At 62.6% G+C, this 26,314-nt stretch carries 21 protein-coding genes; 15 read left to right on the top strand and 6 right to left on the bottom strand.

Translation table 11 applies throughout. The features are described 5' to 3' along the window. The first annotated feature begins 8 nt into the window (after window positions 1–8). From urtE to K289_RS0109115, 4 genes are all read left to right on the top strand, one after another. The gene (gene urtE / locus K289_RS0109130; RefSeq protein WP_027551225.1) at window positions 9–698 is read left to right on the top strand and encodes an urea ABC transporter ATP-binding subunit UrtE; all 690 of its coding nucleotides are present in this window, start codon (window positions 9–11) and stop codon (window positions 696–698) included. Between the two features lie 25 nt (window positions 699–723). Beyond that, a complete protein-coding gene (fmdA, locus tag K289_RS0109125; RefSeq protein ID WP_027551224.1) occupies window positions 724–1,953 on the top strand; it encodes a formamidase in 1,230 nt (409 codons plus the stop codon). A 78-nt stretch (window positions 1,954–2,031) separates the two neighbouring features. Next, complete coding sequence (locus K289_RS0109120; protein WP_027551223.1) at window positions 2,032–2,373, top strand: zinc ribbon domain-containing protein; 342 nt, start codon at window positions 2,032–2,034, stop codon at window positions 2,371–2,373. A gap of 55 nt (window positions 2,374–2,428) precedes the next feature. Beyond that, window positions 2,429–3,469, top strand: coding sequence for an aliphatic amidase (locus tag K289_RS0109115; RefSeq protein ID WP_027551222.1), 1,041 nt, complete (start codon window positions 2,429–2,431; stop codon window positions 3,467–3,469). Here K289_RS0109115 and K289_RS44110 read toward each other — a convergent pair. Both K289_RS44110 and K289_RS0109105 read right to left on the bottom strand, forming a co-directional pair. Beyond that, window positions 3,466–5,040 carry a hypothetical protein gene (locus tag K289_RS44110; RefSeq protein WP_051310527.1) on the bottom strand — a complete coding sequence of 525 codons (1,575 nt, stop codon included), beginning with the start codon at window positions 5,038–5,040 and terminating at the stop codon, window positions 3,466–3,468. The two genes, K289_RS0109115 and K289_RS44110, sit on opposite strands and share 4 nt — an antisense overlap. A 29-nt stretch (window positions 5,041–5,069) precedes the next feature. Continuing rightward, a complete protein-coding gene (locus K289_RS0109105) occupies window positions 5,070–6,257 on the bottom strand; it encodes a glycosyltransferase family 4 protein (RefSeq protein WP_027551221.1) in 1,188 nt (395 codons plus the stop codon). 275 nt (window positions 6,258–6,532) lie between these two features. On the opposite strand from K289_RS0109105, the gene K289_RS0109100 reads away from it, so the two are divergent. Beyond that, window positions 6,533–8,611 carry an exopolysaccharide transport family protein gene (locus K289_RS0109100; protein ID WP_027551220.1) on the top strand — a complete coding sequence of 693 codons (2,079 nt, stop codon included), beginning with the start codon at window positions 6,533–6,535 and terminating at the stop codon, window positions 8,609–8,611. A 58-nt stretch (window positions 8,612–8,669) separates the two neighbouring features. Here K289_RS0109100 and K289_RS0109095 read toward each other — a convergent pair whose 3' ends face one another. After that, complete coding sequence (locus K289_RS0109095; RefSeq protein WP_027551219.1) at window positions 8,670–10,016, bottom strand: lipopolysaccharide biosynthesis protein; 1,347 nt, start codon at window positions 10,014–10,016, stop codon at window positions 8,670–8,672. Here K289_RS0109095 and K289_RS0109090 point away from each other — a divergent pair. Together K289_RS0109090 and K289_RS0109085 are read left to right on the top strand one after the other, a co-directional pair. After that, window positions 10,003–10,449, top strand: coding sequence for a hypothetical protein (locus K289_RS0109090; RefSeq protein ID WP_156917883.1), 447 nt, complete (start codon window positions 10,003–10,005; stop codon window positions 10,447–10,449). The genes K289_RS0109095 and K289_RS0109090 overlap by 14 nt on opposite strands. A 77-nt stretch (window positions 10,450–10,526) precedes the next feature. Further along, window positions 10,527–11,726, top strand: a complete 1,200-nt coding sequence (locus K289_RS0109085) for an NAD(P)/FAD-dependent oxidoreductase (protein WP_027551217.1) — start codon at window positions 10,527–10,529, stop codon at window positions 11,724–11,726. Window positions 11,727–11,757: 31 nt separating this feature from the next. On the opposite strand, the gene K289_RS0109080 is transcribed toward K289_RS0109085, so the two are convergent. Continuing rightward, window positions 11,758–12,894 carry a GNAT family N-acetyltransferase gene (locus tag K289_RS0109080; protein WP_027551216.1) on the bottom strand — a complete coding sequence of 379 codons (1,137 nt, stop codon included), beginning with the start codon at window positions 12,892–12,894 and terminating at the stop codon, window positions 11,758–11,760. A 318-nt stretch (window positions 12,895–13,212) separates the two neighbouring features. Then, window positions 13,213–13,365, bottom strand: a complete 153-nt coding sequence (locus K289_RS52205; RefSeq protein WP_245283877.1) for a hypothetical protein — start codon at window positions 13,363–13,365, stop codon at window positions 13,213–13,215. Window positions 13,366–13,420: 55 nt separating this feature from the next. Between K289_RS52205 and K289_RS0109075 the strand changes: the two genes are divergently transcribed. The 3 genes from K289_RS0109075 (at window position 13,421) to K289_RS0109065 (ending at window position 18,923) form a co-directional block, all read left to right on the top strand. Then, a complete protein-coding gene (locus tag K289_RS0109075; protein ID WP_245283876.1) occupies window positions 13,421–14,515 on the top strand; it encodes an O-antigen ligase in 1,095 nt (364 codons plus the stop codon). Window positions 14,516–14,526: 11 nt separating this feature from the next. After that, window positions 14,527–15,552: a glycoside hydrolase family 5 protein gene (locus K289_RS0109070; RefSeq protein ID WP_035684363.1), complete on the top strand. Its 1,026-nt coding sequence runs from the start codon at window positions 14,527–14,529 to the stop codon at window positions 15,550–15,552. A 254-nt stretch (window positions 15,553–15,806) separates the two neighbouring features. Further along, window positions 15,807–18,923, top strand: a complete 3,117-nt coding sequence (locus tag K289_RS0109065; protein WP_027551213.1) for a DEAD/DEAH box helicase — start codon at window positions 15,807–15,809, stop codon at window positions 18,921–18,923. 6 nt (window positions 18,924–18,929) lie between these two features. Here K289_RS0109065 and K289_RS0109060 read toward each other — a convergent pair whose 3' ends face one another. Next, window positions 18,930–19,451, bottom strand: coding sequence for a GNAT family N-acetyltransferase (locus tag K289_RS0109060; RefSeq protein WP_027551212.1), 522 nt, complete (start codon window positions 19,449–19,451; stop codon window positions 18,930–18,932). 172 nt (window positions 19,452–19,623) lie between these two features. Between K289_RS0109060 and K289_RS0109055 the strand changes: the two genes are divergently transcribed. From K289_RS0109055 to fabI, 5 genes are all read left to right on the top strand, one after another. Next, entirely contained in the window at window positions 19,624–20,715 is a 1,092-nt protein-coding gene (locus tag K289_RS0109055) for an AI-2E family transporter (protein ID WP_035684302.1), read from the top strand. A gap of 65 nt (window positions 20,716–20,780) precedes the next feature. After that, window positions 20,781–23,003 carry a DUF3141 domain-containing protein gene (locus tag K289_RS0109050; RefSeq protein WP_027551210.1) on the top strand — a complete coding sequence of 741 codons (2,223 nt, stop codon included), beginning with the start codon at window positions 20,781–20,783 and terminating at the stop codon, window positions 23,001–23,003. 29 nt (window positions 23,004–23,032) lie between these two features. Continuing rightward, a complete protein-coding gene (locus tag K289_RS0109045) occupies window positions 23,033–23,995 on the top strand; it encodes a phosphate acetyltransferase (RefSeq protein WP_027551209.1) in 963 nt (320 codons plus the stop codon). Between the two features lie 5 nt (window positions 23,996–24,000). Beyond that, entirely contained in the window at window positions 24,001–25,215 is a 1,215-nt protein-coding gene (locus K289_RS0109040) for an acetate/propionate family kinase (protein ID WP_027551208.1), read from the top strand. Further along, on the top strand, window positions 25,212–26,000 hold the full coding sequence (gene fabI, locus K289_RS0109035) for an enoyl-ACP reductase FabI (RefSeq protein WP_027551207.1): 789 nt from the start codon (window positions 25,212–25,214) through the stop codon (window positions 25,998–26,000). The genes K289_RS0109040 and fabI overlap by 4 nt, the downstream gene beginning before the upstream one ends. The last annotated feature ends 314 nt before the right edge of the window (window positions 26,001–26,314 follow it).

The following is a 26,314-nucleotide window of genomic DNA, read 5'->3' as shown; positions in this document are numbered from 1 at the left end:
GCACGTTCATGTTGGCTATCAATGATCTCCATGTTGCTTACGGCCAGAGTGAGGTCTTGCATGGCCTCAACGTCTCTGTCGCGCCCAACGAGATCGTCGCGATCATGGGCCGCAACGGCATGGGCAAGACCACGCTGATGAAGTCGTTGATGGGGATCGTGCCGATCAAGAGCGGTTCGGTGACCATGGACGGCGACGAGCTCGGTGCGCTCCCGAGCTACGACCGCGTCGCCAAGGGTCTCGCGTATGTGCCGCAGGGGCGCATGATCTTCTCGACCATGACGGTGAAGGAGAACATCGAGACCGGTCTCGTCGTGTCCGGCGGCTCGGAAGTGCCGGATGACATCTACGAACTGTTTCCGGTGCTGCTGGAGATGAAGGGCCGCCGTGGCGGCAATCTCTCGGGCGGGCAGCAGCAGCAATTGGCGATCGCACGCGCGCTCGCCACCAGGCCGAAGGTGCTGTTGCTGGACGAGCCGACCGAAGGCATCCAGCCGTCGATCATCAAGGACATGGCGAAAACCCTGAAGCGCATCCGCGACCAGCGCGGGCTGTCGATTGTCGTGTCCGAGCAGGTCTTGAGCTTCGCGCTCGACATTGCCGACCGCGTGCTCGTGATCGAGAACGGCGAGATCGTGCGTGACGATCCGCGCGACAGCGTCGATGCCGCGCAGATCTCGAAATTCCTGTCCGTCTAACCAGTAAACCAAGGGGAGCATCTCGATGCCAGAGACACTGATCAAGGTCGATCTCACCAAGTCGGCCTACGAAAACGACAAGGTCCACAACCGCTGGCACCCCGACATTCCGATCGTGGCGTGGGTTGATCCGGGCGACGACTTCATCATCGAGACCTACGACTGGACCGGCGGCTTCATCAAGAACAACGATTCCGCCGACGACGTGCGCGACATCGACCTCTCGATCGTGCACTTCCTGTCCGGCCCGATCGGCGTCAAGGGCGCAGAGCCGGGCGATTTGCTGGTGGTCGATCTGCTTGATGTCGGTCCGCTGAAGGAGAGCCTGTGGGGCTTCAACGGCTTCTTCTCCAAGCAGAATGGCGGTGGCTTCCTGACCGATCATTTTCCGCTGGCGCAAAAGTCGATCTGGGACATCAAGGGCCTCTACACCTCGTCGCGCCACGTGCCCGGCGTGAATTTTGCGGGTCTGATCCATCCCGGTCTGATCGGCTGTCTGCCCGATCCGAAGCTGCTGGCGAGCTGGAACGCGCGCGAAGCCGAGCTGATCGCGACCAATCCCACCCGCGTGCCTGGCCTCGCCAATCCGCCGTTTGCGCCGACTGCGCATGCCGGGCAAGCCAAGGGTGATGCGAAAGCCAGGGTTGGCCTCGAAGGCGCGCGTACCGTGCCGCCGCGCGAGCATGGCGGCAATTGCGACATCAAGGACCTCTCGCGCGGCTCAAAGATCTACTTCCCGGTCTACGTGCCGGGCGGCGGCCTCTCGATGGGCGATCTGCACTTCAGCCAGGGCGACGGCGAGATCACCTTCTGCGGCGCGATCGAAATGGCCGGCTGGCTGCATCTGAAGGTCGATGTCATCAAGGATGGCGTGGCGAAATACGGCATCAAGAACCCCGTGTTCAAGCCGTCGCCGATCACGCCGAACTACAAGGACTACCTGATCTTCGAGGGCATCTCGGTCGATGAGGCGGGCAAGCAGCATTACCTCGATGTCCACATCGCCTATCGCCAGGCCTGCCTGAACGCGATCGAGTATCTCAAGAAGTTCGGCTACTCCGGCGCCCAGGCCTATTCGATCCTCGGCACCGCACCGTGCCAGGGCCATATCTCGGGCGTCGTCGACGTGCCGAATGCCTGCGCCACGCTGTGGCTGCCGACCGAGATATTCGACTTCGACATCATGCCGTCGTCGGCCGGCCCGGTGAAACATATCAAAGGCGACATCCAGATGCCGATCTCGCCGGACAAGTGATCCCTGCGTGAAGGGTGCGGGACGGCGCATCTGCCGCCCCGCATCCGTCACCCCTCAACCATCGCGCAAGGACCAGACATGCCCGTCTATGAATATCTCTGCAACGATTGCGGCCCGTTCACCGACATGCGGCCGATGGCCGAATGCGACGACCCGCGGGAATGCCCGAAATGCGAGCATGAATCGCCGCGCGTGATCCTGACTGCGCCGGCGTTCTCGTGCATGCCCGCGGACAGGCGCAAGGCCCACGCCACCAACGAGCGCAGCAAGCACGCGCCGAAGACGCTTGATCAGCACAAGGCCTCGCACGGTGCCGGCTGCGGCTGCTGCTCCGGCAGGAAGCCGGCACGGCTGGTGACGAAGAGCAAGAGCGGCGCGAAGGGTTTCCCGACCGCGCGACCCTGGATGATCAGCCACTGACGCACGTGGCCGTTTGACGGCGGCAAATTCAAACCAGACTAGAAGGGCGTTTCAAATGCTTCATGGTGACATTTCTTCCAGCAACGACACGGTCGGCGTCGCAGTCGTCAATTACAAGATGCCGCGGCTGCACACCAGGGCCGAGGTGCTCGACAATGCTCGCAAGATCGCCGACATGATCGTCGGCATGAAGCTCGGCCTGCCAGGCATGGATCTCGTGATCTTCCCGGAATATTCCACCCACGGCATCATGTACGACTCCAAGGAGATGTACGACACCGCCTCGCAGGTGCCGGGCGCCGAGACCGAGATCTTCGCCGCGGCCTGCCGCAAAGCCAAGGTATGGGGCGTGTTCTCGCTCACCGGCGAGCGCCATGAGGAGCATCCGCACAAGGCACCCTACAACACCTTGATCCTGATGAACGACAAGGGCGAGATCGTTCAGAAGTACCGCAAGATCATGCCGTGGGTGCCGATTGAAGGCTGGTATCCCGGCAACTGCACCTACGTCTCCGACGGCCCGAAGGGCCTGAAGGTCAGCCTGATCATCTGCGACGACGGCAACTTCCCTGAGATCTGGCGCGACTGCGCCATGAAGGGCGCCGAGTTGATCGTGCGCTGTCAGGGCTACATGTATCCGGCCAAGGAGCAGCAAGTGTTGATCTCCAAGGCGATGGCCTGGGCCAACAACGTCTATGTCGCGGTTGCCAATGCCGCGGGCTTCGACGGCGTGTACTCGTATTTCGGCCACTCTGCGATCATCGGCTTCGATGGTCGCACCCTGGGCGAGACCGGCGAGGAGGAATACGGCATCCAGTACGCCGGCCTGTCGAAGAGCTTGATCCGCGATGCGCGCCGCAACAACCAGTCGCAGAACCATCTCTTCAAGCTCCTGCATCGCGGCTACACCGGCATGATCAATTCCGGCGAGAGCGCGAAGGGCCTGGCGGCCTGTCCCTATGATTTCTATTCGAAATGGATCGCCGACCCCGAAGGCACGCGGGATATGGTCGAGGCAATGACCCGCTCGACCGTGGGAACCGCTGAATGCCCGATCGAAGGCATTCCCAACGAGAAGTCCGCGACGAACTACTAGTTCATCGGTCGACCTGAAGTCCCGGCGGAGCTGGCCCGGGTGCCGGCCCGCTGCGTCCGCTCTCCCGCGAAACCGGCCGACGGAGATTGGCTTGCGAAAGCTTGGACCTTGGGTTGAACACGCGATCCGTCGATCACCTCGAGTTGGCCGCAGCGGTTCAGGGTGTGCAACTTCCTTCCCGGCCAAGCCGGCCCGGGTCTCAGAGAGTGGCGAACGATCTGCCTGAATGTCGTCGACGACAGTTCGACGACTTCCGCCAGCCCGAGCCCTGCGCCATATCCGTCGGCACAGTCCTGGACCGGTCGCCACAATCGTTCATTGATGGTGACGAAATTCCCCGCCGGCCGCGCGCTTGCGCGATCGATCAGAACCGGGTTGCTGGCGTGGGGCAACCAGGGGCCGAGCAGGTGTTCGGCGTAGAAGATCGCGAGCGAATCCGAATAACCGCCGGTTCCGTCGCGCCAGGCTCCGAACAGATAATTCATGCCGTTGTGCCGTGTGATCGTCACGTCGGCCAGTTCAAGGCCTGACAAGAGCGTCGCGTGTCGCTCCCATTTGTCGGGAAAGCGCACGCATTTGTAGAGCGCGACGTCCCCGTGTGTGGAGCTCTCCGGGATCATCCATAACTCGCCACCGTCCTCGATCAGGAACGGATAGGACAGGTGCCAGGGCTCCTCCAGTACGGGCACGACCTCTCCGACCGGCCCGGCGTCGCCGAACTCGATCGCGGAAATGATCCCTTTTCCGACCCGGTGATCGAGGTCTTCAAAGAAGACGAACGTTCGTCCCTGCCACGTGATGGGAAAGGGGTCGGCGTAGAAGCGATGTCCCGGATCTGCAAGCACGTTCCAGCCTGGCCCGGACAGATCTCCGGTCTCCCAGACGCCTGCGCTCCCATTGTGGCGCCAGCCGACGTGCCAATGCGGGGCATAGCAGCAGAGACGATAGATCTCCTTGGCGATCGATACGGCGAGGCCACGCACAACGTATTCGCCGGGCCGCCGGCGCATGCCGTCTCCGGCAGGACGCGCGATTTGCGGCAGAATTCGCGGCCTTCCCGACAGGATGGCCGTCACCATGGTCAGGGTTCGCGCCATGACCGTTTCGAGCGCACCACTCAAGCCAGCCGCAATCTCTCCGGAGGGATGGCCGCGATCGAGCACCGAACCGTCGAGCTCGTTGACGATTTCGATGACCGGCAGGTCGCCCGCGAGGATGGCGGTCAGTGCGGCGTTCTCGCCTGCAGCTCCATTGAAGAACGGACGGAGATACAGCCGGGCAGAACAGTCCGGATGCCGCGGGTTGCGTGTAAAATCGACAATCACGTCGGCCGCTCCGGTGCGAGCCTGCGTCGGTTCCGAAATGATCTTCAGTCGATCGGCGCCGCCCTGTTTGCCCCTGCGCAAGACCATGCGTTCGAGTTCGAACAGCGCGTCGAGACCGGCAGGCCGCTGCTCTGCCGTTGCGGTCCACACGATCTGAACCGGAACGTCCCGGCCGTCGATCGATAATGTCTCGCGGCACATCCACTGCCGGGCATGTTCACGTTCGCAGCGAAACTCGATGATCATGTCGAGCCACTCTACTCCAACGCGCCGGCTCAAATGGCCCGGCTGAGAATTTGAATGTATTCCTCCACCATGGCATCGACCGAATAGCGCGACTTCAGGCCTTTAGCGTTTTGCCGCAGTTCGTCGCTCAGGGCCTGGTCTGTTAGAATTGTGGAGACGGCCGCCGACAGTTTCGCAGGATCGGAGGCATCGACGAAGAGTGCCGTGGGCCTTCCCTCGAAAGACAGCACCTCGCGCAAGACGGGAAGATCACTGACGACGGAGGGAACACCGGCGTTCGCGGCTTCGACCGCAGCCAGACCGAAGGTTTCGGCTTGCGTCGGAAATACGAACACGTCCAGACAAGCGAGAAAGTCCGCCATTCGCCACGGGGGAATTTCGCCGACCAGATGTAATCGGTCGGACACTTTCAGCTCATCCGCCAACTGCCTTAGCCGCGCTTCGTCGGCCCCCTGGCCGGCCAGCGCAAGGTGCCAGGACGGTTCACCCGGCAAAAGACGTATCGCCGCGTCAAGCCGCTTGTGCGGGTGCAGCCTGGCCGCGCAGCCGAGCAGCACGCGATCGTGCGGCAGATTGAATTGTCCTCGCGCAGCTTCCTTCGGCAGGGCGAGCGACTTGTCGTCGAAGCCGTGCGGGACGTGAATCATGCGCGATCGATAGGCGGCGGGATAGCGCGAGTACTCCCGTTGCATGTCCTGCGAGTTCAGCGTGATGCAGTCGAAAACGCCGAGGCTGCCCATGACAATGTCGGCCGTGCGGACCGGCCAGCTCATCGACAGCGCGGACGAGACCTGATTGGCGACAACCGGTGCGCGGCTGACGAGGCGCGACACGCCGCCGCCGATGACGTTGCCGAAGTGCTGAAAGGTCAGAACCGCGTCGGGCCTGGTGGTCCTGACATGGCGGCCGAGCGTCCACAGCATGCGTAGCAGCGCGAGCGGATTTCCCGGTCGGCTCGAGGCGCAGTAGAACGTGTTGGGCGGCTCGTCGAAGGAGTCCGATTTGCGGAAGAAGAACAGATTGGAGACCCGATAGCCGCGTGCGGTCAGGCCCGCACCCAGCAGCCTGGTGATCTCCTGCGCACCTGCGTTCTCGGCCTGAGTCTGCACGAGAAGAACGTGCGGCTTTGGCTTGCTTAAGTCTGGTCGCGCGGCTGGCGCGGTCGACGACCGCATCGGTGCCTCGCGCAATTCTGTGCTTGGCTGATAACGGAGCACGGATTTCTACCCATTGACGGATTTTTTCTCGTGGACGTACCTATCACGCGAGACACATTCGGACATCGATTTGCGCCGAACGGAGTTAATGCGCAGGCTGCACGATCGAGCGTCGCTCATGCGGGAATTCCGTTGGTTTCCCGCACCGGGCGCAGCGAGCTCGTTAACCAATTGGTTACGGTCATTTGGAGAGCGGGTAACTGCCGATTAACCATAGATATTTACGTTGGGGCAGGCCACTGAACAGTGTTCGCCAGTTGAATTCGAGTAAATCCATGACGTTCGGTCGCCGAGCAGACCCGACGAGTTCCGGATCGACCGGTGATTCCGCGTCGTGGCAGGCTAAAAATTTGCCGAACGGCGGGGCGCGCGAAACGATCGCGCTCACCGCCGCGGGTGCGCTCTCCTTCGTTCGGGAAAACCTCCGCCGCATTTTGACGCTCGCGGCCGCCATCTTCGCCGTCGGCGTTATCGTTCTCTTGGTGATCCCGGCTCGATTTGCGGCGACCGCGCTGGTCGTTGTCGATCCCCGCGAGCAACGCGTGACCACGGAGCAGGACGTTCTGCCGGGCATTGGGCAGGATAGCGCCGCGCTGCAGAGCCTGGTTGAAGTCGCCAAGTCCGATGGCTTTCTCCGGCCGCTGATCGAGCAGCTCAAGGTTCGGGACGATGAAGACATCTCCGGGGGTCACACCGACGCCACACGCCTGCTCGAGAGATTTCGCAATCGTCTCGATATTTCCCGTCGCGGGCTGACTTACGTCATCGCCATACGGTTCACCTCGAACCGCCCGGAGCGGGCTGCTTACTATGCCAATGCCATAGCCGAGGCGTTTGTCGCCAGCCAGGGTCGCATCCGCACCGAGGCCACCGACGAGGCGGCCGACTGGCTCAGTGGCCGGCTGAAGACATTGAACGACCGGCTGAGAGCTTCGGAGGATGCCGTTGCTGCATTCAAGCTCGAGCACAGGATCGTCAATGCCGGCAAGGACGCCACGACCCAGCAGTTGCGCGTGACCGAGCTGTCGCAGCAAGTTACCGCGGCTCGCGCCCGTACCGAAGAGGCGAGAGCCCGCTACGAGCAGGCCCAACGCGACCTGAAGGCGAACGTCGAAGGACCCGTCAAGCAGGACCTTCTGAACGTTCTGCGCGCCCAGCGGTCGGCGCTCAACGATCAGATTGCGCAAAAGCGGGCGGTCTTCGGCGACCGCCATCCCGACCTCGTCATTTCGTACAGCCAGCTGAATGATCTCAACCGGCAGATCGAGGTGGAGCGGACGAAAGCCATCGAGACTGCAAAGTCGGAATATGAGGCCCAGCGCGACCAACAGAAGGCTCTGGAAGGCCAGATGAAGGCGGCTGAATCGCAGCTGCTGATCGACGGTCAGGCTCTCGTCCGGCTGCAGGAGCTGCAGCGCGACGCCGAGGCCAACAGAAACATCTACGAGCAGTTTCTCTCGCGGTCCAAGACGACCAATGAGCAGCGCCTTCTGCAGAGCTCCCAGACCAAGGTTGCCTCGCCCGCCATTCCGCCGCTTCGCTCGACCCTTCCACCGCTGCCTCTGCTGCTCGCTGCCCTCGCGATCGGCTCGCTGCTGACATCGACGGCGGTCGTTGCCGCCACGGCGCGCGGACCGGGCAAGTCCGTTCAAGAGGTTCGCGATCCGGAGCCGGCCGTGCCCCAGCCCGCCGTGTGGCCGCGTCCGCCCGTATGGGCCCGGATTCCCGACCTGATGCCCGGAGGGGCAACCAGAAACGTCTGGCAAGGCCCGGTGTCCGCGACGGCTGAACTTGATCTCAGCCTCCATCTGCGTCCGCTGCTCGACAGGCTGGAGAAGCTGCCGGGACCTCGGGGCAAGGTCGCGCTCGTCATGTCGGTCGGGAAGGGGGCCGGCGGCAACACCGTCGCGCGGTCGCTGAACCGGTGGGCGGTGAACCAGGGAAAGTTGAGCGTTCTGATCCAGGTGCAACCGGATCTCGGCGGTGCCGCGGAGGCGCCGAAGGGGCAGGCGGAGGGCGCGTCCATGGCGAGCTTTCGCAGCGTCGACGTGCTTCTGGGCGCGAGCAGGAGTTCCGAGCCGTTGCCCGCGGACGATATTCGCTCTGAGTTCGATCTGATCGTCGTCCATGCGACGTCGCTTGCCCTGCAACCCGAGGCGACGGCTCTGGCCGCGCACGCCGATCTGGTCATCCTCGTGGTTCGCGAAGACGCAGTCGATTCGGCGGCAATGCGCAGGGCTACGGCTGCGCTCGCGCGGTTCGGCGGCGTGCCGACCGGACTGGTCGTCAATCGTGTGCCGAACGGTTCGCCGGCTCCTCAACGCCAGGGCGCAGCATTGGGCCTGGTTGGTTGATCGTCATTCAACAACGTGTTGCCGGGCCGGGCAATCATGCCGCCGATTGAGTAGAGGCCTAGTCGCTCGTGTCAGCCACACGGACCGTATAAGAGCCGCGTTTCGATCTCGAGAAGCGCGAAAGCACGAGAATTGAAGGATCAACTCCGGTTCGCCGTCGACAGAGGATGTTGAGGGCGATGGTCGCAAGCGCCAGCGACACGGTGGCCGAAATCGCTGCGCCAAGCACGCCGAGCCAGGGGATGAGGACGAGAAATCCGACCAGCCGCATCGCCACGTTCGCGGCAACCACGGGGACATACTGACGCTCATGGCCGGTCAGCTGCAATATCGCAGCAGCCGGACCGCCCGCCGCTTGAAACGCCGTTCCGATCGCGAGCACGATCAGCACCCAGTGCTGCGCGGCGAAATGCGGCCCGAACAGGTTGAGAAGATAGGGGGCGCCAAGCCAGATGATGACGAGCCCGCTCACCACGCAAAGCGCAGTCACCTCCGCCATGAGCTGCAGCGTTCGCTCGAATTCCTCATGATTCTTGCTGAAGTACAGCGAGGGAAGCCGGCGCGCCCCGAAACTATACAGTGCGGCCGACAGCATGGCGAAGATGTTGGCCAGACGCGACGCGGCAAAATAGATTCCGGCAGTCGTCGGATCCAGCATCCAGTAGACCAGAATGACGTCGAAGTACTGGTTTGCGGCTTCAAGGATGGACGCGACCCAGAAATGAAGCGCGCTCGATCTCCAGCGGGATGTCTCGGAGCGCGCGGACACGCCGCGCAAATGCGGCAGAGCCCGCACGATCGCGATGATTTGCGCGATCAGGCCCACCGACATGGCAATTGTCATCACGGCGATCAATTCGGTTGGATCGAGTTGTCGATGACCGAAGAGCACGGCGAGCAGAAACAGCACCACGATGACCCGCCAAAAGAACTCCCTATTGCCTTCGCCCATGAGAATGCTGACCAGCGAGCGTGCAATCTGACTGCCGAGCATCAGGGCGGCATTCACGGCAGTGTAGGCTGACACCGCGAGCATCAGCAGCCACCAATTGCCTCTCAAGCTCGCCACCATCGCGATTGCGGCAATTGCGATCAGCATCGCGACGGCAGAAATCTTCAGGCTTGATAGGAGCACGCCTTTCGTGAGGTCGTGTTGATCTCTCACCTGATATTCGTTCAGGAATCGCACCAGAAGCGACTCCTGGCCGACCAGTCCAACGACCGATGCGATCTGGGCAATCGAAAGCCAGGTTGCAAAGATGCCAAATCCGTCCGGCGACATGGCTCGAGCCGCCAGTGAGAACAATGCAAACGCAAGCGCACCGCTGCCGACCTTCAGGAGGATGGTACCGGCAACACCGCGCGTCACATCGCGTCGCATGAACTGGACAATGGATTCGATCATGGAAGTTACAGGGAAATTCTCCCGCGACGATGCGCGTTGCGATAGCAGGGACAGCCTAGCATGCCAACAAACCGCGAGTGTTAATTGCGACCGCCAGGAGCTTGTCCGCCGTGACGGACCTCAGCGCTACGCCAATTGCTTCACTGTGAAACACCATCAGTCCCAGCTGTGCCAGATCGAGCAATGGCCGGCGATTACCGAATGGCAATGTAGCGCCGCGCAGACGCTCCATGAGAACCGATATCGGCTGACCTGCCGCCGTTTGAGCGCGAAATGCCTCGCCAACATTGAATTCGGACCACCTGACACGATAGGAAACAACGGCTGCTCCGCCACGGAGACCGCGTTTCAGCTCATCCTCAGCAAGCTGCGTGCCGGGACATTGTCAGGCCTGGCAGGTCCGCAATTCATTAACCTCGATATCCGGAAATGATCGCGTTTGGTCCTGCGATGGGACATCAGGCGAGAGAATTGCACGTGCAACCACCGCTAACCGTGGGAGCCTGGACCATGACGACGAGCAAGAGCGTGACCGAGCCGATCGTGGCTGATATCGCTATCGTCGGCGGCGGCCTTGCGGGATCGCTCGCGGCGGCTGTCCTTGCACGGGCCGGGCATCGCGTCGCCCTGGTCGACAAGCGCGCGGTCTATCCGGAGGAGTTCCGGGTCGAAAAGATCGGCGGCCAGCAGCTCGATATGATCCGCAGGCTGGGCTTCATCCGCGGTCTCGAGAATGCCGGTTGTTTATATGACCGTGTGCTCAATATCAGGGAAGGCAAGGTGGTCGATGTCAGCGTCGGCCAGGCTTACGGACTTCCCTATGCCAACCTCGTTGCCATGGCGCGCGGTCAGATCCCCGATCCATCCAGTCTGGTTGTCGACGAGGTTACGGCGGTAAGCTGCAGCGATGACGTCCAACATCTCGAGCTCGCCTCCGGACAGCGCGTGAGCGCGCGCCTTGTCGTCCTTGCGACGGGCATGGCGGGCGTTCTCGGATACAAGCTGGGAATCAGGCGGCGCGTATTGGCCGAGCGCCACTCGGTCTCGTTCGGCTTCACGATCGCCCGCCGAAATGGTGGGCCGTTCGATTTCAAGGCCCTGACCTGTTACGGCGAGCGGACCTCCGACGGCGTCGATTATCTCAGCCTGTTTCCCGTGCCTGCGGGTATGCGGGCAAATCTCTTCATGTTTCGCGACCCGACCGATCCGGTCATGCGCGACCTGCGTCGCGACACGGAAGCAACCCTTCTGCGCCTGCTGCCGGGATTGCAGCCCTATCTCGGTGATTTCCATGTCATGGACCGGGTCCAGAATTGGGTGATGGATTTGTCCGTCGTCGAGGGACACCTGCAGCCCGGCGTCGTGCTCATCGGCGATGCCTTCCAGACCAACTGTCCTGCGGCCGGAACCGGCGTTGCCCGTCTGCTGGTGGATGTCGAGCGTCTTTGCACCGAGTATGTGCCGCAATGGCTCAAGACCGCGGGCATGGGCACGGATAAAATATCGCAGTTCTATTCCGATTCCGACAAGGTCGCGGCAGACCTGCAGTCACTGAAGATGGCGCACTTCCGCCAGGCGCTGACCTCCCGCAACGATATCAGCTGGGATGTGCGGCGACGGCTGCACTTCCTGCGGCGTAATATCTCCCACCGCGTCGATCAAATGCGGCCCGGCTGGCTCGCGGGCTTCCGCAGCGCGCTGCGCGCCTGAGCGCTGAACCGGGTTGGCGCCTGCCCATCGGTCAGCGCGCGGGAGTTGAGGTGCGGGCCGGGAAGAGCCTGAACTCCGACATTCGCTTTGCCGCCAGTTTGAGCCACGGGGCCTGCCTCAGCGCGAACAGGGTCACGGCACCTGCGGTGCTGCCGGCCTGCACGACCGTCCACATCGGCGAAGGCTGCCCGCCGAACAATTTCTTGTACGGCTCGTCGCCAATCGTGAAATCGAGCATCTGATCCCCGCGCTCGATGCAGTCCCGCGCGACCTGCTCGAACATCAGCGCGCCAAGGGACTGGCTCTTGTATCCGGCAATGTCGAAGGCGCTCATGATGACGAGGAAACTGCCGCGATGACACAGCCCCAGCACGGCAGCGATCAGATTGCCGTCCATCTTCATGGCATAGAGCCGGACAAGCGAGCCGAGACCGCGTAGCGCTACGTCGGAATAGAAACCGTAGTACTCGGGACGCTGAAGCAGGTCTCCGTCGCCCTGCGCCTGAAACCGCGGGCCGCGGAATTTCCTCATCACGTCCAGCGCAGCGAGGACGGAGGCGCTGTCGTCGCAGCATGAGAAGCTCAACGCGCCCTTCTTCTGGAGTTGGCGATATTTCTTGGCGAGCTCCTTTTGATAGGAGCGATCCAGCGCACTGGCCCGCCATTGCTCGAATGGAGCGACGAGAACGGTCGCGTAGGCATTCGTGTCCATCGATACGCGGCGCGGCGCTGCAAGGAGGTTCTCGATCGGAAGCCGTCCGTCGGGCAGCTTCGTCATGCGAAGCAGATCGAACGGGCGGATGAGGCGCCGGATCTCTCGGCACGCAGTCTCGTCCTCGATCAGTTGGGAAAATACGTCCGGGCTGCAGACCGGCGCCAAATAGTCGGATACGCGAAGGTCGGCGAATTCGACGGTCCGTATCGGGCCGCGCCGAACCCGGAGCAAGGGCAGCACCATCGCAAGCGCGCCGCTCGCGCGGTGGCGGACCACGACGACCATCCGTTTTGCCCCCGCATGGGCCGCGAGCTTGGTATAAAGGCTATCCAGCCAGAACGGATGCTGGAATGCGGTCGCGGCCGAGCTGTCAAACAGCTCCGCGTATTCCGGAGACAGGAAGTTGAACGCGTGATCGATGGTGACATCGAACGTGTCGCTATTGCTGTTCATACGTGACCAAGGAAACCAAACAATTTGGAAAAGCCGCGAGTGCTTATATAGCAGGGTGCGGCCGGTCCAGACACCGACGGGGTGCGGTTTTCATTAACGCGTTGAGCCGGTGTGCCCATCGTCTCACAGCGATGCCGAGCCTCGCGATATCTTCCATGCGGGGCCGGACCCGGTTACGGGCTGCTCTGGCAGTCGCTTCGTTCGGGATTGCGCGGCATTTCGTAACGTTAACGAACTCTTAATTCCCGCGGTCGCGAGAGGGGGCCACGTAGCTTGTCCAACCCGCGATAGCAAATAATTAACCGCGCTTCAGGAAGGTCATTTCATGGCCAGCCTACAGACACAGGTGGATTCCGGGGCACTCGAGAGCGCGATCTGGAAGACGCGCAGCGTTGGCGTGGAGAGGATTGCCAGGTTCGCAATCAGCTGGTCGATCACTATCAATGTCGTTGCATCGATGGGCACCTTCAATGCCGCGATCCTGCCGGCGGAGCTGACCTATCTGCAACAGGCCATTGCGCTCTTGATGTGGGGCGTCGTCATCTATGCAAGCGCCTTCGTGCGCCCGCGCCTGCGGTTGGAGTCCAACCCCGACCTGATCGCGTTGGTCGCATTCTATGGTCTCGCCGCCCTCTCCGTGCTCTGGACCACCTTGAACGCCGCCGCGATCATGAAGGGCGTGGCGCTTGCGATGACGACCTTCGGTGCGTTCTGTCTCATCACGCGTATCGACGTGGACGAGATCGTGAAGTCGACAGCCCTGGGGTTTTCCATACTGGTTGCCGCATCGGCGTTTTGTGCGATCTTCGTACCCGATATCGGGTTGGACCACAGCTGGATGCATGGTGGCCAGTGGCAAGGCGTCTACGAATCGAAGCAGACGCTCGGCTTTATCAGCGCGTATCTGATGTTCTTTGCCTGTTATCGAAAGATGACGGGCCAGGGGTGGGCAGCCTTCCTCGTTACATTCTTGCTCGCCTCGACCTGCGTCATCGGGTCGGAATCGCGAGGCGCCGGTGCTGTTGCCTTGGCTGCCGGTGCACTTCTTGCCACGTCGCTGTGGTCGATCAACTGCATGCGGATCTATGCGGTGTTGCCGTCCATCATGTGCATTCTGGCCGGCTTCCTGATCCTGTATTTTTATACGACGGGATATGATTCCATCCATCTCGGCGACTCGACGATCGATTTTACCGAGAGGACCTTCATCTGGCAGTACGCGATCAGCCATTTTGACGATGCGCCGCTGCTGGGCTTTGGAATCAACGGTTTTTGGACGGTTCCATCGATCTATGATTATTTCGAACAGAGCCACGGCTGGGTGCTCGACAACTATCACAGCGGCTACATCGCCATCCTGATGGAGACGGGATTTCTGGGGTACTTGCTTTTCGTCGCCAGCGTCTTTCTGTTCTCGAACAAGGTTCTCCATCTGATTGCCACGAGGTCGATCAATCGATCTCATTGCGCGCTCATCATCGGATTTGTCGTCCTCAGCTTTCAGACCAATTTCACCGAGACGATGTTTCTTCGTTCGACGATGTTCACGTCGTTGCTCCTGGTGGCGTTTTTCTTCGCGACGTGCAGGCCGGTGTCGCAGGCAAATCTGCCGCCATCATGATTGGAAGCAAGATGACCGTCATCCGCGCTCGTTGGTCGAGAAGCCTCACTCTCGCAGCGACGGCAATTTTCCTCGCAGCACTTGTCTCCGGGGCCCATGGGGTCGAGCAGGGTGCTTCCCGGGACGCCGCGGGGTTGGGGCGCGGCATCAATATCCTCGGCTACGACGGACTCTGGGAAGGCGGCGAGAACGCGCCGTTTCGCCTGGACAACCTGACGGAAATCCGCATAGCCGGATTCTCGCACGTCAGGATCAATTTCTTCGGCTTCAAGTACATGGATTCCGGCAACGTTCTGGATGAGACCGTCTTGAAGCGGCTTGATGCCGTCATCGAGGAAGTTCTCGCCAGGCACCTCATCCCCATCGTTGACGAGCACGATACCCATTTTTGTCAGCGCGACGTTTCCGGATGCGCTGAGAAGCTCAAGGCATTCTGGAGGCAGGTCGCCGCGCGCTATGCCGGGAAATATCCCTCGCTTGTCTTTGAGGTCTTGAATGAGCCTGGCGGGCAGATGACGTCCGCCAGCTGGAATTCCCTCCTCAACGAATGTCTTGGCATCATCCGCCTCACCAATCCCGAGCGGAAGGTCATTGCCGCAGTTCTCAATACCGATGATATGCCCGTCGACGACTTGGCTCTGCCGGACGGCGACAGAAACCTCATCGTCACGTTTCATTACTACGCGCCGATACGCTTCACGCATCAGGGCGCGCCATGGTCTCGAACGTTTTCGGGGATCGGGCCCCTGGACTGGGGCGCCCCGGACGATGAAGCGAAGGTCGTCGCTGATTTCGGGAAGATGAGTCTTTGGGCCGAGAGAGAGAAACGCCCGATCTATCTCGGCGAGTTCGGGGTGTACGAGCGTGCTCCATCCGACAGCCGCCAGAGATACCTGTCGTTCGTGGCGAGAACCGCCGATCGGTTTGGCTGGGCATGGGCCTACTGGCAGTTCGACCATGATTTCGCTGCCTTCGATAGTGCCAGTCAAACCTGGAAGCCGGACATCCTGCGTGCCCTGATCCCGTCTGCGCGTTGAACCGGGGACTTTGCACAACGGGCATTTGGAAGCGTGCGTCCGCCCCCGAATTCGCATATGTAGGCAGCCCTAGGCGTAGCTCCCGCAGCAGAGCCCGCCTTTGCAAGGTAAACACTGCCTCCAGCTTTCGCTGGTCGCGAATCAGCGATGGGTTCCCATTGGGCCGTTCCAGTAAAGCGCGCGTTGCCAGAACGGCAACGACGCGAAAGAAGTCATCACCTCGGACTGCGATCTCCTCGTCATCTCCCCTCGGGATGCTGAGCCTCCATCTGCTTGGTCAGTGGGAGAAGTCGGGGCGCAAAGGCGTCGTGTTCTTGGCTGAAAACGAAAGCAAGGCGGAGCGGCTTGGGGCCATCATTCATGCCCTCGACGCCTCGTGCGGTGTCCTGGTTCTTCCGAGACTGGACACGCTGCCGTTCGATCAAATGGAGCCGTCGCACGAAATCGCGGGTCGACGAAGCTCGGTCTTGAGGCGGCTTGCGAAGCCCGAGGAACCCATCCTGCTCGTAGCCACGGCAGAGGCCGTGATGGAGCGTCTGCCGGCGCCGGCGAGTTGGTCTCGGCTGAATCTCCGTCTGAGGGTGGGCGCCGAGTTTTCCGAGAAGGATCTCCGGGCGCGGCTCGAAGCGCTCGGATACGAGCTCGATGACGATGTCCGCTATGCCGGCGACGTGCTGTTTCACGGCCAGACATTCGAGATATTTCCCGCCGGAGCCCTCGGTCCATTCAGAGTAGAGCATTCCGGCCGGATGATACGTCGGATTGTGGCATTCGACCCGGTCGAGCATCACATCGTTTTCGAGACCAAGGAGCTGCTGGTCGACCCGATGTCGGAGCGGATCACGCTCGGAAATGGGCGCGGAAAACGTTCGACCCTGTTCGGCTATTGCGGCCCAGCCAAGTGGATTGCGGATGCCGGCGTTCCGGATCACGCCGACAATTGGCTGAGCACGATCGAGGAGGCGGCTGGTCGCGCGGACAGGGAGCGCGCCTATCTTGGACGGCGCGAATGGAAGGATGCGACCAAGCGCATGGACGTTCTGCCTCGACAGGCTCCGTTCCGTACCGTTCCGGACTTTTCCAAAGCCGCATCGCCGAGAAAGGCGCTCCGCGCATTCGTCGACGAGGTGCAAAGCGTCGGCTCGCGGCTGGTATTTGTCGCGGCGCATGAGGATGACCTGCGCGCGATCGAGCGAATGAGCGGGGTCAAGGCGGAGCGCTTTGCGGGTTGGCGTGAGGCGACGGCCGGACGCAATCGAGAAGCGGCGCTTCTCGCCGGCTTCGACTCCGGCTTTGTCGTGCCTGACGGTAAACCTCTTGTCGTCGTTACGGCTTCGGACGCGCTCGGCAGCAAGGCGCATCACGCGCAGCCTTTGGCGAGAACCTGGAGCGCGGCTTTCGACCACGCAGATGTACCGGAGCAGGGGACAGTGGTCGTTCATCTGCAGCGGGGACTGGCCTTGCTCGATGGATTGCAGACCGTGGCGACTGGAGGCGGATCATCGCGAGAAATGGTCAGGCTCCTGTTTGCGGGCGACAATGCCGTCCTGGTTCCGCCCGCGGACCTGGCATTGATCTGGCCATACGCATCGGAGCGCGGCGATCTGACGCTGGACAAGGCGGACGGCAGTACATGGTTTGCGCGCCGTACAGAGGCGGGGCACGAAATTCAGATTGCGGGCAGGCAGCTCTCCAAACATATCGGCCAGCGTCGCCGCCGGCGGGCTCCGAAACTCATCCCGCCGGGCCATCTTTATGAGAGGTTCGTCGCACGCTTTCCGTTCTTCACGACGGTCGATCAGGCGAAAGCCATCCGCGATGTCCTGGATGATCTTGCGTCCGGTCATCCGATGGATCGGGTCATTTGCGGCGACGTCGGATTCGGCAAGACCGAGGTGGCTTTGCGGGCGGCGGCTGCCGTCGTGCTGTCGGGAAAGCAGGTCGCGATCGCGGTGCCGACGACGGTTCTGGCACGGCAGCATGTGGCGACGTTCCGCAAGCGGTTTGCTTCCATCGATATCGAAGTGGGGAGCTTGTCACGGGCCACATCGAGCGCGGAAGTCAGGGTGGCAAAGGAGGGGCTGAAGAGCGGAAGATTGAAGGTCGTGGTCGGGACCCAGGCTCTTGCCTCGAAGGACGTGAAGTTCCGCGATCTCGGCCTGGTCATCATCGACGAGGAGCAGCATTTTGGCGCGGCTGAGAAGGCAAAGCTTTCCGGGCTCGCCAAGGGTGTCCATACCCTTTGGATGAGTGCCACGCCGATACCGCGGACTCTCGCGGCGGGTCTTGCGGGCTTCAGGGATCTCAGCGTCATTGCCTCTCCGCCCGCTCACCGGCTTCCGGTCGCCACGAGAATTGCGCCGCTCTCCGATGCTGCCATCGCCGCGGCGTTGCTGCGCGAACAAAGACGCCACGGGCAAAGTTTCCTGATCTGCCCGCGGATTCAGGATCTCGATCCGATGCTGGCGCGCGTGCAGTCGCTGGCCCCGGATCTGCGCATTGTCTGTCTCCATGGCAGGTTGAGCGCGGACGAAATGGACGATCGGATGATGAGCTTCGTCGAAGGCGAGGCGGACGTTCTGCTCGCGACCAATATCGTGGAGAGCGGTCTGGATATCCCGCGCGCAAATACGATCGTGGTGTGCTGGCCCGAAAGGTTCGGCCTTGCGCAACTCCATCAACTGAGGGGAAGGGTGGGGCGCGGCGGCATACGCGCGTTTGCGTATTTGCTGACCGAGTCGGATGCGGCGCGATCCGAGAAGCGGCTCGCGGTTCTGGAGGAGTTCAGCAGGCCTGGTGCGGGTTTTGCGATCAGCGCACGGGACCTGGACCTCAGAGGCGCGGGAGATCTGCTCTCGGAGCGGCAGTCCGGCCATGTGCAGGTGTTCGGACCCGTGCTCTACAGCCATCTCCTGAAATTGGCCTCGGAGAAGGTCGACGACAGGACGGCCGACCTGTGGGTACCCGATCTCAATCTCCCGATCGCCGACATGTTGCCGGCAGACTACGTGCAATCGGAGGCGGTCCGGCTGGAAATCTACGCCCGCGCCTCGCGGTGCCGAAGCGAGGATGAGCTGGACGACCTCGAGGAGGAGACCCTCCGTCGCTTCGGACAGTTGCCGCCGGCGGCGCTCGATTTCTTCGCGGCGGCAAAGCTCAGGATCGATTGCAGGCGAAGAGGGATCATAAGGCTGGATGTCGGATCGGAAGCGGTCGCTGCGACATTCCTTCCGGGACGGCTGCGAAAGTCCAAGGCGAAGTCAAAGGCGCGACCGCTGCATCGTGACGGCGATCGGGTCGTTTACGCCGACAATGGATCCGATGGACCGCTTGCAAAAGTCGAGAGCCTTTTCGATGTCCTGGACGAATGAGAGCAATCAGGAGAGCGCCAACACCAGCTGAATCGTGTGCGGGTCCAGCTTCGCCGCGGGCTTGAAGCCGAGCTTGGCGAACACGCGGCGCATCGCGGCATTCTCCGACAGCACTTCCGCCGTCAATTCCGTCAGCCCGGCCTCGCGCGCGAGGGCGATGAGATGACGCGCGAGCATCGCGCCGATGCCGCGCCCCTGCCAGGCATCGATCACGACGAAAGCCATTTCGGCCTCGCCGGGCGCGGAGACGATATAGCGGCCGCCGCCGACGATGAGGCTCCGGCCTGCATCCTCCACGCAGGCGACCAGTGCCACGTGGTTCTCGAAGTCGACCTTCATGAAAAAGGCGCGTTCGTTCTCGGAGAAATGGCGCTTTTGCACGAAGAAGCGGCGCTGGAGCGATTGCGCGCTGGTGTGGTCGAGTGCGGTCAGCATGTCGCCCTCGTCTTCGGGATGGAGTGCCCGGATCTCGACCGACCTCCCGTCGCGCAACTGCTCCTGTCGCGTGTAGCTCGCCAAGTCCTGCATACGGTGGCCTCGCTGCGATCCTTCGTGGGCGAAACACCATGATCTGTGCCCGCATTGGCCGATCAGGCCTTTAGGCCGCAATGCCCTGCTTGATCTGGATCAAGCCTTCCGCGCCAGATGAGCGGCTACGCTTGGCGAGTGTGGCCACACCTCGAGAGACAGGCACCAAGCCTTGAAGACACTGCGCCAGCTCCTGTCCACGGACGAGATCATTCAGCTCGTGATCCGGCTTGGATTGCTGGCGCTGCTGGTCCTTTGGGCCTTCCTGATCATCAAGCCCTTCGTACCGATCCTGACCTGGAGCGCGATCCTTGCGGTGGCCTTCTATCCGGTGTTCAGCTGGCTCGCCAAATGCCTCGGCGGCCGTCCCCGGATCGCTGCGGCCATTCTCACCCTGGTCACGCTCGGCATCGTCATTGGTCCTGCGACCTGGCTCGGCCTCAGCGCCGTCGAAGGCATCAAGGATCTTGCGAGCCAGATCGGAGCCGGCGATCTCAGGCTCCGGACCGCGCCCGAGCAGATCAAGGGCTGGCCGCTGATCGGACCATGGCTCTACGATTTCTGGAATCAGGCCTACACCAACATCCGCGCGGCACTGCGCGAGGTGGCGCCGTACCTGAAGCCGCTCGCCGGGATGATGCTGTCGTTCGCCGGCGATGCCGGCATCGGCACGCTCCAGTTCCTGCTGTCGGTGCTCGTTGCCGGTTTCCTGTTCCCGTACGGGCCGCAGCTGGTCGACGCGATCCGCGGCTTCCTGATCCGTATCGTGCCGGAGCAGAGCGAGCATTTTCTGGAGCTTGCGGGCGCGACCATCCGTGCGGTGTCACAGGGCATAATCGGCGTCGCCATCGTGCAGGCGCTTTTGGCCGGGATCGGCTTCAAGCTCGCAGGCATCCCGAGCGCGGGCCTGCTCGCCATCATCGTGCTGTTGCTGTCGATCGTCCAGATCGGAGCCACCATCGTCATTCTTCCCGTGGTGATCTGGATCTGGATGGACAAGGACGTCGGTACGGCGTTGCTACTGACCGTGTTCCTAGTCTTCGTCGGTCTCCTCGACAACATCCTGAAACCGCTCGTCATGGGCCGCGGACTGACCACGCCGACGCTGGTCATCCTGATCGGGGTGATCGGCGGAACACTTGCACATGGGATCATCGGTCTTTTCATTGGGCCAATCATCCTGTCGGTCGCCTGGGAACTGGCGGCAGCCTGGATCCGCATCGATCACGCCGCGCCGGCCTCGAACGTCGTCGCCGACCGTTGACCTATGTCAACGTCGGCGACCGCCGGGCTCCTTGAATAGGCGTGCGGGCGACGGCGAGGTCGGACATGTCGATGGAAAATATGAAACTGCCGGGCGGCCCAATGTCGGGTCTGGTCTCCTCCGCCGTGGAATACATGGTCGATGCGGGACAGCGCAGCGTCCTGTTCCTGGACATCATGCGCCAGCGCGGCGACCAGTACCGCGAGCACGTCGCGCAGACTGCGCCGCATGTGCTGCAATATGCCGCCGAATTGATCATGGACGGCCGCAAGCTGGACGAGCCGGTCAATTACGCGCTGGTACGCATCGTTCCACCCAAGGGCGTCGAGATCGACATGAGCCGGCGGCCATTCGTCGTGGTCGATCCGCGCGCCGGTCACGGACCGGGCATCGGCGGCTTCAAGGCGGACAGCGAGATCGGCGTCGCGATGCAGGCGGGCCATCCCTGCTATTTCATCGGCTTCCTGCCCGAGCCCATGCCAGGCCAGACCATCGAGCGCGTCGCGCGCGCGGAAGCCAAGTTCATCGAGACGGTCGTCAGCCGCCACCCCGATGCCGACGGCAAGCCCTGCGTGATCGGCAATTGCCAGGCCGGCTGGGCCATCATGATCCTGGCGTCACTGCGGCCAGAACTGTTCGGCCCCCTGATCGTCGCCGGTGCGCCGCTCGCATATTGGGCAGGCGTGCACGGCAAATATCCGATGCGCTATTCGGGCGGGCTTCTGGGCGGAAGCTGGCTCACGGCCCTCGCGAGCGACCTCGGCGCCGGCAAGTTCGACGGCGCCTGGCTGGTGCAGAATTTTGAAAACCAGAACCCGTCCAACACGCTCTGGAGCAAGCAATACAACGTCTATTCCAAGGTCGACACCGAGGCAGAGCGCTACCTCGACTTCGAGCGCTGGTGGGGCGGGCACGTCAATCTCAACGCCGAGGAGATCCAGTTCATCGTCGACGAGCTCTTCGTCGGCAACAACCTCGCCGCCGGCAAGATCGAGATGTCCGACGGGCAGAAGGTTGACCTGCGCAACATCCGCTCACCGATCGTGGTGTTCTGTTCCAAGGGCGACAACATCACCCCGCCGCAGCAGGCATTGCATTGGATCCTCGACTGCTACGCCGACGTCGACGAGATCAGGGCCTATGGCCAGACCATCGTCTACACCGTTCACGAAAGCGTCGGCCATCTCGGCATCTTCGTCTCCGGCGGAGTGGCAAAGAAGGAGCATGCGGAATTCTCAGGCAATATCGACCTGATCGACGTGCTGCCGCCGGGGCTCTATGAAGCGATGTTCGAAGCTCGCGGCGCGGAGACGCTCAATGCAGATCTCGCGGCCGGCCAGTGGGTGATGCGCTGCGAGGCCCGGACGCTGGATGATATCCGCGCAATGGGTGGCAACTCGCCCGAGGATGAGCGGCGCTTTGCCGCCGCCAAGCGCATCTCCGAGCTCAATCTCGCCGCCTACCGGAAGTTCATGCAGCCCTGGGTCAAGGGCATGGTGACGCCGCAGATGGCCGAATTGGCGCGCCACATGCACCCGCTGCGGCTGCAATATGAGGCCTTCAGCAGCCAGAATCCCTGGATGGCCACCGTCAAGTCTGCCGCTGATGCCGTCGAGGACAACCGCAGGCCCGTCTCGAAGGACAATCCGTTCCTGGCGTTCCAGGAGCAGATATCCAAGCAGATCGTCCACGCGCTTGATAGCTGGCGCGATGCGCAGGAAGCGCTGAGCGAGACCATCTTCCTCAACGTCTACGGCTCGCCGGCGCTCCAGGCCGCCGTCGGGATCGACCCGAACTCGGTGCCGTCGCACGTCCGCGAGATGTCGGCGGAGCACCGCGCCATGCTCGCGAGGCGGATTGCCGAGCTGAAGTCCCGCATCGGCGAGGGCGGGCTTCGCGAAGCGGCGCTCCGGGCGCTGCTCTATGTCGGCTCCGCCCGCGGCATGGTCGACGAGCGAAGCATCGAGGCGCTCCGTCAGGTTCGGCGCGACTATTCCGGTGCCCGGCTGACGCTGTCCGAATTCAAGATGCTGGTGCGCGAGCAGTTCTTCATGCTGCTGCTGGATAAGGAGGGCGCGCTCGCTGCCATTCCCAAACTGCTGCCCGACGACATGAACCAGAGGCGCGCGGCCTTCGCGGCGATGCGGGAGGTGCTTTCGGCGAGCGCAGACATCACCGGCGAGCGCGCCAGGCGTCTGAAGCGCATGGCCGAGCTGTTCGGTCTGGACGGGGAAGGGGAGTTGACGTCGAACGTCGCCCCTTTCGACACCAAGGCAAGGGCGTCGTAACGCGGATTGGCAGGATCGGGAGTCACATCATGTCGGCCGACACGACGCAAGCGCAGCCAGGCAGCAAGTACGACCGTCTGATCGCGGCAGCGAGGGCTGCCCCCCCGATTCCGACCATCGTCGTGCATCCCTGCGACGAGACCTCGCTGCGCGGCGCCGTCGATAGCGCGAGCGCGGGGATCATCCGGCCGGTGCTGGTCGGACCCGAGAGGAAGATCAGAGACGTCGCCGCCAAATTCGATATCGACGTAGCGGGCTTCGACATCGTCGACGCCGCGCATAGCGACGATTCCGCCGCCAAAGGCGTCGAGCTCATTCATGCCGCCAGGGGCGAGCTGCTGATGAAGGGCAGTTTGCACACCGACGAGTTGATGCGCGCCGTGACTGCGAAGGTCGGCGGTCTGCGCACCGACCGGCGCATCAGCCACGTCTTTGTCATGGACGTGCCGGCCTATGCCGAGACCATCTTCGTGACCGACGCCGCCATCAACATCTTCCCGGATCTCGACGCCAAGCGCGACATCATCCAGAACGCGATCGATCTCTACAACCTGGCCGGCTTCGGCAAGGCGCCCCGCGTCGCGATTCTGTCAGCGGTCGAGACCGTGACCACGAAAATTCCATCCACGATCGAAGCCGCTGCCTTGTGCAAGATGGCCGATCGCGGCCAGATCACCGGCGGTATGCTCGATGGGCCCCTGGCGTTCGACAACGCCATCGACCCGGAAGCGGCGCGGATCAAGGGCATCACCTCCGAGGTCGCCGGCCGCGCGCAGATCCTGGTCGTTCCGGACCTCGAGTCCGGCAACATGCTGGCCAAGAACCTCGCCTATTTCGCCAAGGCGGACGGCGCCGGCATCGTGCTCGGTGCAAGGGTGCCGGTCGTCCTGACGTCGCGCGCGGATTCGCCGCGCGCGCGCATGGCTTCCTGCGCGGTTGCTGCGCTCTATGCCCGCGCCCGGCGCCAGAAGGCGCCGACAGTTGCCGCGTGACTGCCATGGACACGATCCTGGTCATCAATGCTGGCTCCTCCAGCGTCAAGTTCCAGGTCTATTCGGTTGAAGGCGATGGGGCGCTTCGCCGGCAGATCAAGGGACAGATGGACGGTATCGGCAGCCGGCCGCGCCTGCGGGCGAGCGACGCGACGGGCGATCCGCTGGCCGATCGCGCCTATCCGATCGAAGCCGTGCCGGACGTTCCGGCCGCGATGGCGGTTGCCGGCGACTGGTTGCGGGACGAACTTCGGGTCATCCCGATCGCGGTCGGCCACCGCGTCGTGCATGGCGGTCCGGACCATGCCCGGCCGGTCCTGATCGACCACGGCGTGGTGTCCCGTCTCGAACGCTTCGTCCCGCTAGCGCCGCTGCATCAGCCGCACAACCTCGCGCCGATCCGCTCGCTGCTGGCGAACTTCCCGACGCTCCCTCAGGTGGCGTGCTTCGACACCGCGTTCCACCGCACGCATGATGCCGTCGCCGATCACTACGCCATCCCGCATCAGCTTCATGCCGAGGGCGTGCGGCGCTACGGCTTCCACGGCCTGTCTTACGAGTATATCGCCAGAACCTTGCCGAGCGTGGCGCCCGACATCGCCAGGCGACGCGTGATCGTCGCTCATCTCGGCAGCGGCGCCTCGATGTGCGCGATAAAGGACGGGCGCAGTATCGAAAGCACCATGGGCTTCACCGCGCTCGACGGCTTGCCGATGGGGACGCGTCCCGGTCAGATCGATCCCGGCGTGGTGCTCTATCTCATGTCGGAAAAGGGAATGTCGGCGGCGAAGGTGCAGGACTTCCTCTACCGCGACTGCGGATTGAAGGGGCTTTCCGGCGTCAGCAACGACATGCGGGAGCTGGAGGCGAGCACGGATCCGCATGCAAAGCTCGCGATTGACTATTTCGTCTACCGGATCGGCCTCAACGCCGGCATGCTGGCGGCGGCCCTGCAGGGCCTGGACGCCTTCGTGTTCACGGCCGGGATCGGCGAGAACTCGGCCTCGATCCGCGCGCGCATCGCGGAGCAGCTCGGATGGCTTGGCGTAGCGCTCGATGCGACCGAGAATGCGCGCCATGCGCGGCTGATCTCCCGGTCTGGCAGCCTCATCCCCGTCTATGTCGTTCCGACCGACGAGGAGCTGATGATCGCGCAGCACACGCTGTCGCTGCTGATGAACGGCCGATCGACCAACCCAAGACCTGAGAGGGTGTCATGATTCCTGTGTTTCCGGACAGCAAGGTGGCCCTCAAGGGTAAGAAGGGCCTGGTCGTCGGCATCGCCAATGATCAGTCGATCGCCTGGGGCTGCGCCCGGGCATTTCGCGCGCTTGGTGCCGATCTCGCCGTCACCTATCTGAATGACCGCGCCAGGAAGCATGTCGAGCCGCTGGCGCAGGCGCTGGAGGCGTCGATCTTCATGCCGCTGGACGTGATGGTCGAGGGACAGACCGAGGCGGTGTTCGAGCGCATTGCGAAGGAATGGGGCCAGCTGGACTTCCTGCTTCACTCCATCGCGTTCTCGCCCAAGGATGCACTGCATGGCCGCGTCGTCGATGTCGGCCGCGACGGCTTCCTCAAGACCATGGACGTGTCGTGCTGGTCGTTCCTGCGCATGGCCCATTTGGCCGAGCCGCTGATGAAGAATGGCGGCACCATGTTCACCATGACCTATTACGGCAGTCAGATGGTCGTGGAGAACTACAACGTCATGGGCGTGGCGAAGGCGGCGCTCGAATCGGCCGTCCGTTACGCCGCCGCGGAGCTCGGCCCGAAGGGCATCCGCGTCCACGCGATCTCGCCTGGACCGCTGGCGACCCGCGCGGCGTCAGGCATTCCCGAGTTCGACGAGCTCATGGACAAGGCGCAGTCGAAGGCGCCGGCACGCAGCCTCGTCAGCATCGACGACGTCGGCAACGCCACCGCGTTCCTGGCGCTCGACGGCGCCAAGCTGATGACCGGCGGCGTTCTTTACATCGATGGCGGCTATCACATCATCGATTGAGCGCGAGGCGGCGCATTACGCGCCGTTGCTGGCAACCTGCGTGCTTGTTCGGCGGCATTAGAGCGATGGCAGCCTACTCTTGGCCAGTGAGCTCATAGCACACGCTTCGTCCCCACGATCAGGTTTGAATCGCAGCTTGGCGGGCAGGCTCAGCTTGGCTCGCCAAGGAGAGGCTTTCTGCCTGAAAGCAGACCTATTATGCTCACTCGGAGTTTTGGCGTTGATGACCCGCAACGGACATTGCGTTTTGCCCGGTTACATCGTTGGCTTGGCCGTGCTCTAATGCGGTCGGCGGGTCAGCCAAAATCGGCGAG

Source organism: Bradyrhizobium sp. Cp5.3 (assembly GCF_000426265.1).
GTDB classification, from domain to species: Bacteria; Pseudomonadota; Alphaproteobacteria; order Rhizobiales; family Xanthobacteraceae; genus Bradyrhizobium; species Bradyrhizobium neotropicale.
This window is presented reverse-complemented; position numbering and strand designations above follow the sequence as displayed.

Coding starts and splice junctions, on each gene's coding strand:
- fabI (WP_027551207.1), top strand. CDS start 25,212: ATGATTCCTGTGTTTCCGGACAGCAAGGTGGCCCTCAAGGGTAAGAAG.
- K289_RS0109085 (WP_027551217.1), top strand. CDS start 10,527: ATGACGACGAGCAAGAGCGTGACCGAGCCGATCGTGGCTGATATCGCT.
- K289_RS0109050 (WP_027551210.1), top strand. CDS start 20,781: ATGTCGATGGAAAATATGAAACTGCCGGGCGGCCCAATGTCGGGTCTG.
- K289_RS0109075 (WP_245283876.1), top strand. CDS start 13,421: ATGTGGGGCGTCGTCATCTATGCAAGCGCCTTCGTGCGCCCGCGCCTG.
- K289_RS0109115 (WP_027551222.1), top strand. CDS start 2,429: ATGCTTCATGGTGACATTTCTTCCAGCAACGACACGGTCGGCGTCGCA.
- fmdA (WP_027551224.1), top strand. CDS start 724: ATGCCAGAGACACTGATCAAGGTCGATCTCACCAAGTCGGCCTACGAA.
- K289_RS0109045 (WP_027551209.1), top strand. CDS start 23,033: ATGTCGGCCGACACGACGCAAGCGCAGCCAGGCAGCAAGTACGACCGT.
- K289_RS0109065 (WP_027551213.1), top strand. CDS start 15,807: ATGCTGAGCCTCCATCTGCTTGGTCAGTGGGAGAAGTCGGGGCGCAAA.
- K289_RS0109095 (WP_027551219.1), bottom strand. CDS start 10,016: ATGATCGAATCCATTGTCCAGTTCATGCGACGCGATGTGACGCGCGGT.
- K289_RS44110 (WP_051310527.1), bottom strand. CDS start 5,040: ATGATCATCGAGTTTCGCTGCGAACGTGAACATGCCCGGCAGTGGATG.
- K289_RS0109080 (WP_027551216.1), bottom strand. CDS start 12,894: ATGAACAGCAATAGCGACACGTTCGATGTCACCATCGATCACGCGTTC.
- urtE (WP_027551225.1), top strand. CDS start 9: ATGTTGGCTATCAATGATCTCCATGTTGCTTACGGCCAGAGTGAGGTC.
- K289_RS0109040 (WP_027551208.1), top strand. CDS start 24,001: ATGGACACGATCCTGGTCATCAATGCTGGCTCCTCCAGCGTCAAGTTC.
- K289_RS0109090 (WP_156917883.1), top strand. CDS start 10,003: ATGGATTCGATCATGGAAGTTACAGGGAAATTCTCCCGCGACGATGCG.
- K289_RS0109060 (WP_027551212.1), bottom strand. CDS start 19,451: ATGCAGGACTTGGCGAGCTACACGCGACAGGAGCAGTTGCGCGACGGG.
- K289_RS0109070 (WP_035684363.1), top strand. CDS start 14,527: ATGACCGTCATCCGCGCTCGTTGGTCGAGAAGCCTCACTCTCGCAGCG.
- K289_RS0109120 (WP_027551223.1), top strand. CDS start 2,032: ATGCCCGTCTATGAATATCTCTGCAACGATTGCGGCCCGTTCACCGAC.
- K289_RS0109100 (WP_027551220.1), top strand. CDS start 6,533: ATGACGTTCGGTCGCCGAGCAGACCCGACGAGTTCCGGATCGACCGGT.